Genomic DNA, 6508 nt, shown 5'->3' on the forward strand with positions numbered 1-6508 from the left:
CCGCTCAAACCGCCGCCTCACGCAAACAAACCGGCATCAAGTACCCGGTCTAAGCCTGCTCAGTTACACCCCCGACCTGGCGGCACCGCACGCGCCTACGACGACTTCGAGCTGGCTCGGCGCCGGGAACGAGTTCTGTGGCCCGATGCCGGGCTGGAAGGGACGTGAACCAATGGCTGGTCGGAAGCGGCATACCACCGGAGGACATCGTGCGCGGATTCCGCCGCGGATGAGCTGGCTGCGGAGGGCGGAAATACCTTTGCGGCAACCGTAGTCGGATGCCCACTCACAGAGTTGTTCTCACTGGCGGCCACGCCCCTCAACAGCCGAGCTGACGCGCCAGATCCTCGAAATCGGTGGCATTGATGTCGAATTCCTCGGAGAACTCGGCATCGGCGGCGGCCGGATCACCGTATTCCCATGGTCGGGCCACGAACGCGGTCCGGAATCCCAGACCAGCCGCGGCACGGATGTCGTATTTGTGGCTGGCCACCATCATGATGTCGGCGGGCGACAACCCGAGATACCTGGCCGCGAGAAGGTAAATCTTCGGATCGGGTTTGAAGACACCCGCCATCTCCGCCGCGAAGACAGCATGCCAGGGGAGATTCCCGACACGGGAGATCTCGACTACCGCGCTGACGTCGGCGTTGGAAAGGGTCGCTAGGGTGAATCGCTCGCGTAGGCGCAGCAACCCGGGCACGGTGTCGGGCCAAGGGCGGAGCCGACTCCATGCGCGGGCCAGTTCATCACGCTGAGCGAGGTCGAGTGCGATTCCCCTTGCGTCGAGGAGTGGGTTGAGAGTGCTGCGGTACACCGCTGCCACGCTGCGCCACTCGCCGTCATCGCGGCGTTGCGAGGTTTCGGCGAAATACCCTGCTCGCCAATCGTTCACGAACGCTGACCAATCCTCGTTCGGGTACCGAGCCCCGGCAAGATCTCGTGCGGCTTCACGGATGGTCGAATGAAAATCGGTCGCGGTTCCCTGCACGTCGAAAAGCAGCGCCGCGGGCCGCGAAACCTTTGCGCCGGTCATAAGCGATACTCCTTCTGGCCCGGAGTCGGCTCATGGATCCGGCCCGGCAATGGTAAGGGATAGCTCGGTGGTGGATTCAGCGAGAGTTCGCGCGAAGTTTCGCCAGTCGGCGGATCGCCCCCGGACCTCAACGGTGTCGCCGTTCTGCCGGGGCTCACGCCGTCGGGCATCGCAGTACCGCACGGACCGGGATGAGGGTGTGAGCATGGGTCTGCGGCCGGGCAAATTTCGCAGCACAACTAACACAGACAGGGGCGGGGCGGTGCAGGCGATCCTTCTCCCCCTACGGCACAGCGCATTTCGACGAGGCTGGCTGGGGCAGCTCGTCAACATCATCGGCGATGCGATCTTCGCGATCGCGATCGCGCTCTACCTAGTGCCACGCCCCGACGTTGCATCCAAGATAGGGCTCGTGCTCGCGGCGAGCGCGCTCGGCGGGATCCTGTCCTTGCTGTTCGCCGGAGCGCTCGCCGATTGCAGCGAGTAACTTGGTGCTCGACCGGCGAAGTTCGGGTGCCGGGTGGGGATCTGATCGGAAGGCTCGATGGGGACGGCACTGCTCTCGGTGATCGCGTTGATCGGTATCGGCGCGCTGCTCGATCAACTGATGCTCCATTTCGAACGGCACGCGTGGATCCGCTGGCGGAAGACGACGACCTCCACCGGCGCGGGGGCGGCCGGGATGTTTGGTGAAATGCAGAATTTGTTCGCTCCGTCCAACCGGCACGTCGTCGAGGAGATCGCACACAAGCAGATCGTGCGGGCCGAATCCACGACCGTCGACGATGTCGATCTGACCGGGGGCACGGTGCGGATCACCCGCCCCAAGGACGGCTGATCGCTCCTCCGCTCCCCTGGGTCGCCCGTCTCCGACCTCGTCCGGGGCGGGCGCAAATGGCGGCAATCATCTTCCTCGGGGCGGGACGCACGCGAGATGGCCTGAAACTTCTCCGCGCAGCAGGCCGCCACAGAAGTGGCTCCGGGGATCTTCAGGAGACATCGGGCACCTCCGTCTTTGTTAGTTCCAGATTGCGGAGGTCTGGACTTGCGAGTGCCAACAGGCAGACGACCGCGGTGAACACGCCGACGATCTGCATAGCCGCCGCGACGCCGACAACAGCGGCGATCCCGCCGGTCAGGAGGTATCCGACTGGCAATAGGCTCGTAGTAGCCAACAGCTCGAAAGATGCGATCCGGGAGAGGACCGCGCGAGGCACAGCCCGTTGCACCAGCGTGCTGGACAACACCGCGTACACAGTCAAAGAGGCGCCCGCGCAGAACTGCAACATGGAGATGGCGACGACGGGCAACCCAGATGCCAGGAACAGCGGCTGTGCCGAGAGCGCGCCCAACAGCACTGCGCACCAAACCGCGGGTCTGCGTGGCGCCATACGCGTTGCGAGCACACCGCCAGCGATGCCGCCGAGCCCGAACGCCGTTACGAGCACACCCCACGCCTTCGCACCTCCGAGTGACTCCTCGGCCAGGCCAGGGCCAAGGCTGAAGACGGCAGATAGTGACAGCAATTCGAAAAGTGCTGAAATAACAAACAAGATCAAGAGCCAACGTCGTCGTGTCAGATTCGCCCAACCTTCTCGCAGGTCGGTGAGCACCGAACGTCGCGCGGTTGGTTGCCGCCGTAACCGTGGCAGGCGGGCGAGAAAGAACGCACTGACGGCGAACGTTGCGGCATCGATCACAAGCCCGAGCGCTCCAAACCCAGTGCCGACTAACAGGCCTCCCATAATGGGACCGGCGACCATTCCCGTATTGACGGTGCTACCGAGCCAACCGTTGGCCCGTTCCAGCGCGGCTTCGGGGACAAGTTCGGGCATGAGCCCGGCGGCGGCCGGCTTGAACAACGCCTCGGCCGCGCCAAATACGAGTTGCAGGATCGCAAACGACATCACCCCTGCGTATCCCGTAAAGACCAATGCCGCGGTTGCTGTCTGCGTCATGAACCGAGCAACGTCGGATATCACCATTAGTCGCCGACGGTTGCTTCTGTCTGCGAGCACTCCGCTATACAGCACCACCAACGCGTATCCCACAGCGCGCGCGGCGAGCACGACCGCCAATCCCGATACCGGGACTCCGATCATGAGCAGGGAGAACGGGACCACCACATAGCTGATGCGGTCGCCGATTGCGGAAACACCTTGTGAGACCAGCAGCTTTACGTAGCCGCCACGCCACCAATCTCGCGCCGCTGCACCTTCACCGCCGCGCGGAGTGTCTTCCAGAGTTGACTCACCGTCACGACCAGTACTCACTTATCCCCCCTCCCGCTCTACTAATATTGGCCACCGCATTCGTACTCGACCGCCTTGTTCGCGATGCCGTAGTCCACGCCGTCGCAGTTCGGCTGCGACCAACCCTGGATCCCTTACCCTCACTTAGAGGTGTCCGGCCCGTGCGCCATGTCATGTCTATATAGCGGCGCGGTGGAAACAGTTTCCGCGATAGGTCCTCGAAGTAGGGGCACGTTTCGACGCTGGGCATCTCACGGCGAGGGTTTACACCCCTCGGTGTGCGCGCCGCATCGGCAGTCACGGTTCACGCCGGGCGGCGGGGGCCACGTCGCCCCCATCCGGGTGGAGACCGCGAACTGTGTCCCGCACGGCTGCGGCGTGAAGGCGTCGAGCAGGACACCGGGTTCCAACTGAATCGGGCTTTGTTGCAACGGTTTGCCGGCTCAGGGCATCAGGCCCGATTCGCGGTAGAACGTCATTGCCTGGTCGGTGTCGCCGCCGGTCATGGTGGTGAAGCTCATGTTGAGTCCGGTGGCGATGTCGGCGAACGAGGCGGTTGCTGCGGTGCTGCCCGCCGGGGCGAGGACGAATACGCCTTTGGTGCCGTCGGGGCTCATGGTGAGTTGGCCGGGGATGTTCGCGTTCTGGGCTTTCTGCCAGGTGGCCAGGGTGGACGCGGCGCTGTTGTGGTTGATGGTGGCGGTGAAGCTGGGTGGGGCGGGGACCGAGGCGACACCGATGGCCTTGGCGAGGTCGGATTTGGTGTCAATGACGCAGACCTGCATGTACGCGCCGTCGGTATCGAATCCGGCTGCTGTGCAGGGCTTCTTGATGCCTTCGCTCAATGCTGCGGGGTATGCGGCTTCGAGGGTGGCGGCGGTGGTCCCGACGGCGGCGTTGCCGGTGACCGGCTGCACAGGGGTCGCGGCTTCGGTGGTGGTGGTGGGTAGGGCGGCTGCGGATGCTTCACCGTCGCTGCCGGAGCGGGCAAGCATGACACCACCGACTACGACGGCGGCGGCTACTGCGGCGGCGGCTATCGCTGTGGTGCGGCGTTTGGCGTCTGCGAAGTTGACGACATTCGCGGCCGCTTTGCCGGTGGCCATCCCCAACTTGGCGCGGAAGTTCAGGGTTTCGGGCGGGGGCGCGAGATGCGCCGGCGCAGCCTGACGGGCAGGACGGGCAGTGACACCACTGGTGGCGGGCGCCGCTGCGGCGGTGATTGCGCGGGTCAGCGCGCCGCGCGCGACGACGGTTTTCGGGTCGTCGAGTGTCGCGATCGGCCCGAGGGTCTGCAACCGGCTGTGCACGAGCGGGATTCGTGAGGAGCCGCCGGTGAGGAACAGGGCCCGCAGGTCGGTGGGGCCGGTGATCCCGGCGCGGGTGAGCGTGTCGCGGGTCAGGGCAAGGCTGCGGTCGATCTGGGTGGTGATCAACTCGTCGAATTCGCTGCGGCCGAGGGTGAGGCCGAGCTGGTCACCGGTGGTGGCACCGGGGACGGTGATCGTGGCCTGCGCGGCTTCCGACAGTAGTTCTTTGGCATGGCGGATGGAGTCTTCGAGGGTTCGTAGCGTGCCCATCGGCGCTGTTCTGCGCAGAAATTCACGGCGGTCGGGGTCGGTGTCGAGTAGCTGGGCATCGACCCAGTGGCGCAGGACCGCGTCGAGGTTCTTGCCGCCGAGCTGGTTGTCACCCCCGGCCGCGATGACGTCGAATCCGCCCGTGGAATCGGCTTGCAGGACTGCGATGTCGAGGGTGCCGCCACCGAAGTCGAAGACCGCGATCTTCTCCCCGACCGCCAGCGGTTCGCTGCGCGAGTAGTGCGCGGCCGCGGCGCGGGGCTCGGAGATCGTGGACACCCGGTCGGCGGGCACGCCCGCGATGGTGGCGGCCGCGATCAACACCTGCACCTCGTGCGGGGACCAGCCCTCGGGGTGGGTGAGCACCACCCGGGCCGGCGACTGGCCGCGGTGGGCGGTGACCGCCCGATCGAGCACCGAGCGCAGCACGGCGGCGACCGGTTGCTGCACGGGCACGTCGTAGCTGTTGATGTTCACGATGCCGTGCGGGATGGAGCGTTTGGGTGCGGCCAGGAACGCGGCCGGGTTGGTTGCTGCCTGGTTGAGTGCTACCTGGCCGACGAGGATCTCGTCGGGGGCCTGGATGAACACCGCCGACGGCATCAGGTTCGAATGATGTGACAGCGCAATCGCGTTGATCGTCCCATCGGTCTCGCGCGCTGCGGCCGCGGTGTTCGAGGTCCCGAAGTCGATGGCCAGTTCCCAGCCGGTGCTCATGCGTTGGTGCCCTAACTGCTCGGATCGATGTACGTGCCGGTGAGTGCCGGCGGTGAAGGGTTTAGGGCGCCAGTCCGGATTCGCGCAGGAACGCGTCGACTTCCTTCTGCATGTCTTCGGGAGTCTTCTGAACCGTGTTGGCGTAGTACGACACGATCAGTCCGGTCTTGAGGTTGACGACCTGAACCGAGCGGTAATTCTTGCCGGGGGTGGCGGTGTCGCTGTCCAGCGACACGTAGACGTTTTTGTCGGGGCTGACGCGGACGTTCTTCGGGTTGTCGTTCTTCATCATCCTGCGTGCGTCGCTCTTGGCCTGTGCGGGGTCGACGTTGGACATGAACGACTGATAGTCGTCGCCCTCGAGCCCGATCGCTTTACCGACCGGGGAGCTCGGTTTGATCTGGCATTGCTGCATATAGGTGGTACCGCCGGGGTTCGTCATCGGCTGGCAGGTGCCATCCTTGATCGAGTCCACGAGACCGGTGGGCATGACGGCCTTGATCGCGGCTTCCTCGTCGGCATCGACCTGCGGTGTCCCGAAGTTCTTCGTCGAGGGCGATGCCGCGGTCGTCGACGTCGAGCTGGAGGCCGAGTCGGCTGCGGCGGCCTTCGATGTCGGGCCTGCCGCGGCGACGGTCGTGGTGTCGGAGTCGTTGCCGGTCAAGCTTTTCGCGGCCACGACACCACCGCCGATCAACGCCGCGGCGACCACCACCGCGGCGCCGACGAGCACACCCTTGCGGGCGACACCGCCCTTGCGCTTCGTTTCCTCTGTAGCTGCTGCAGGAGGCGTCGGGGCCGGGGAGCCGGCAGAAGTTGCCGAGGTCCACGGACCGGTCTGGGTCGAGCCAGTGGTCGGTGTCGCCACTGTTGGGGCAGCGGCGGGGGCGGCGCCCGGGGTGGACAGTGCGCCGCGGGCGACC

The 6508-nt window shown here is 65.5% G+C and carries 5 protein-coding genes and 1 pseudogene; 2 read left to right on the plus strand and 4 right to left on the minus strand.

What is annotated here, in order from left to right; translation table 11 throughout:
• Positions 1–319: 319 nt before the first annotated feature.
• On the minus strand, positions 320–1036 hold the full coding sequence (locus tag OG921_RS24470) for a haloacid dehalogenase type II (protein WP_266113647.1): 717 nt from the start codon (positions 1034–1036) through the stop codon (positions 320–322).
• A 262-nt stretch (positions 1037–1298) separates the two neighbouring features.
• Between OG921_RS24470 and OG921_RS24475 the strand changes: the two genes are divergently transcribed.
• Together OG921_RS24475 and OG921_RS24480 are read left to right on the plus strand one after the other, a co-directional pair.
• Positions 1299–1523: an MFS transporter gene (locus OG921_RS24475; protein WP_266113648.1), complete on the plus strand. Its 225-nt coding sequence runs from the start codon at positions 1299–1301 to the stop codon at positions 1521–1523.
• A 57-nt stretch (positions 1524–1580) separates the two neighbouring features.
• Positions 1581–1874, plus strand: coding sequence for a hypothetical protein (locus OG921_RS24480; RefSeq protein WP_266113649.1), 294 nt, complete (start codon positions 1581–1583; stop codon positions 1872–1874).
• A 151-nt stretch (positions 1875–2025) separates the two neighbouring features.
• Here OG921_RS24480 and OG921_RS24485 read toward each other — a convergent pair whose 3' ends face one another.
• The 3 genes and pseudogenes from OG921_RS24485 to OG921_RS24495 all read right to left on the minus strand — a co-directional run.
• Entirely contained in the window at positions 2026–3309 is a 1284-nt protein-coding gene (locus OG921_RS24485; protein ID WP_266113650.1) for an MFS transporter, read from the minus strand.
• Positions 3310–3731: 422 nt separating this feature from the next.
• On the minus strand, positions 3732–5585 hold the full coding sequence (locus OG921_RS24490) for an Hsp70 family protein (RefSeq protein WP_266113651.1): 1854 nt from the start codon (positions 5583–5585) through the stop codon (positions 3732–3734).
• A gap of 61 nt (positions 5586–5646) precedes the next feature.
• Positions 5647–6508: pseudogene (locus OG921_RS24495) on the minus strand (hypothetical protein); the annotation flags it as partial.

The organism is Aldersonia sp. NBC_00410 (genome assembly GCF_026342035.1).
Lineage (GTDB): Bacteria > Actinomycetota > Actinomycetes > Mycobacteriales > Mycobacteriaceae > Aldersonia.

Coding starts and splice junctions, on each gene's coding strand:
- OG921_RS24470 (WP_266113647.1), bottom strand. CDS start 1,036: ATGACCGGCGCAAAGGTTTCGCGGCCCGCGGCGCTGCTTTTCGACGTG.
- OG921_RS24480 (WP_266113649.1), top strand. CDS start 1,581: ATGGGGACGGCACTGCTCTCGGTGATCGCGTTGATCGGTATCGGCGCG.
- OG921_RS24490 (WP_266113651.1), bottom strand. CDS start 5,585: ATGAGCACCGGCTGGGAACTGGCCATCGACTTCGGGACCTCGAACACC.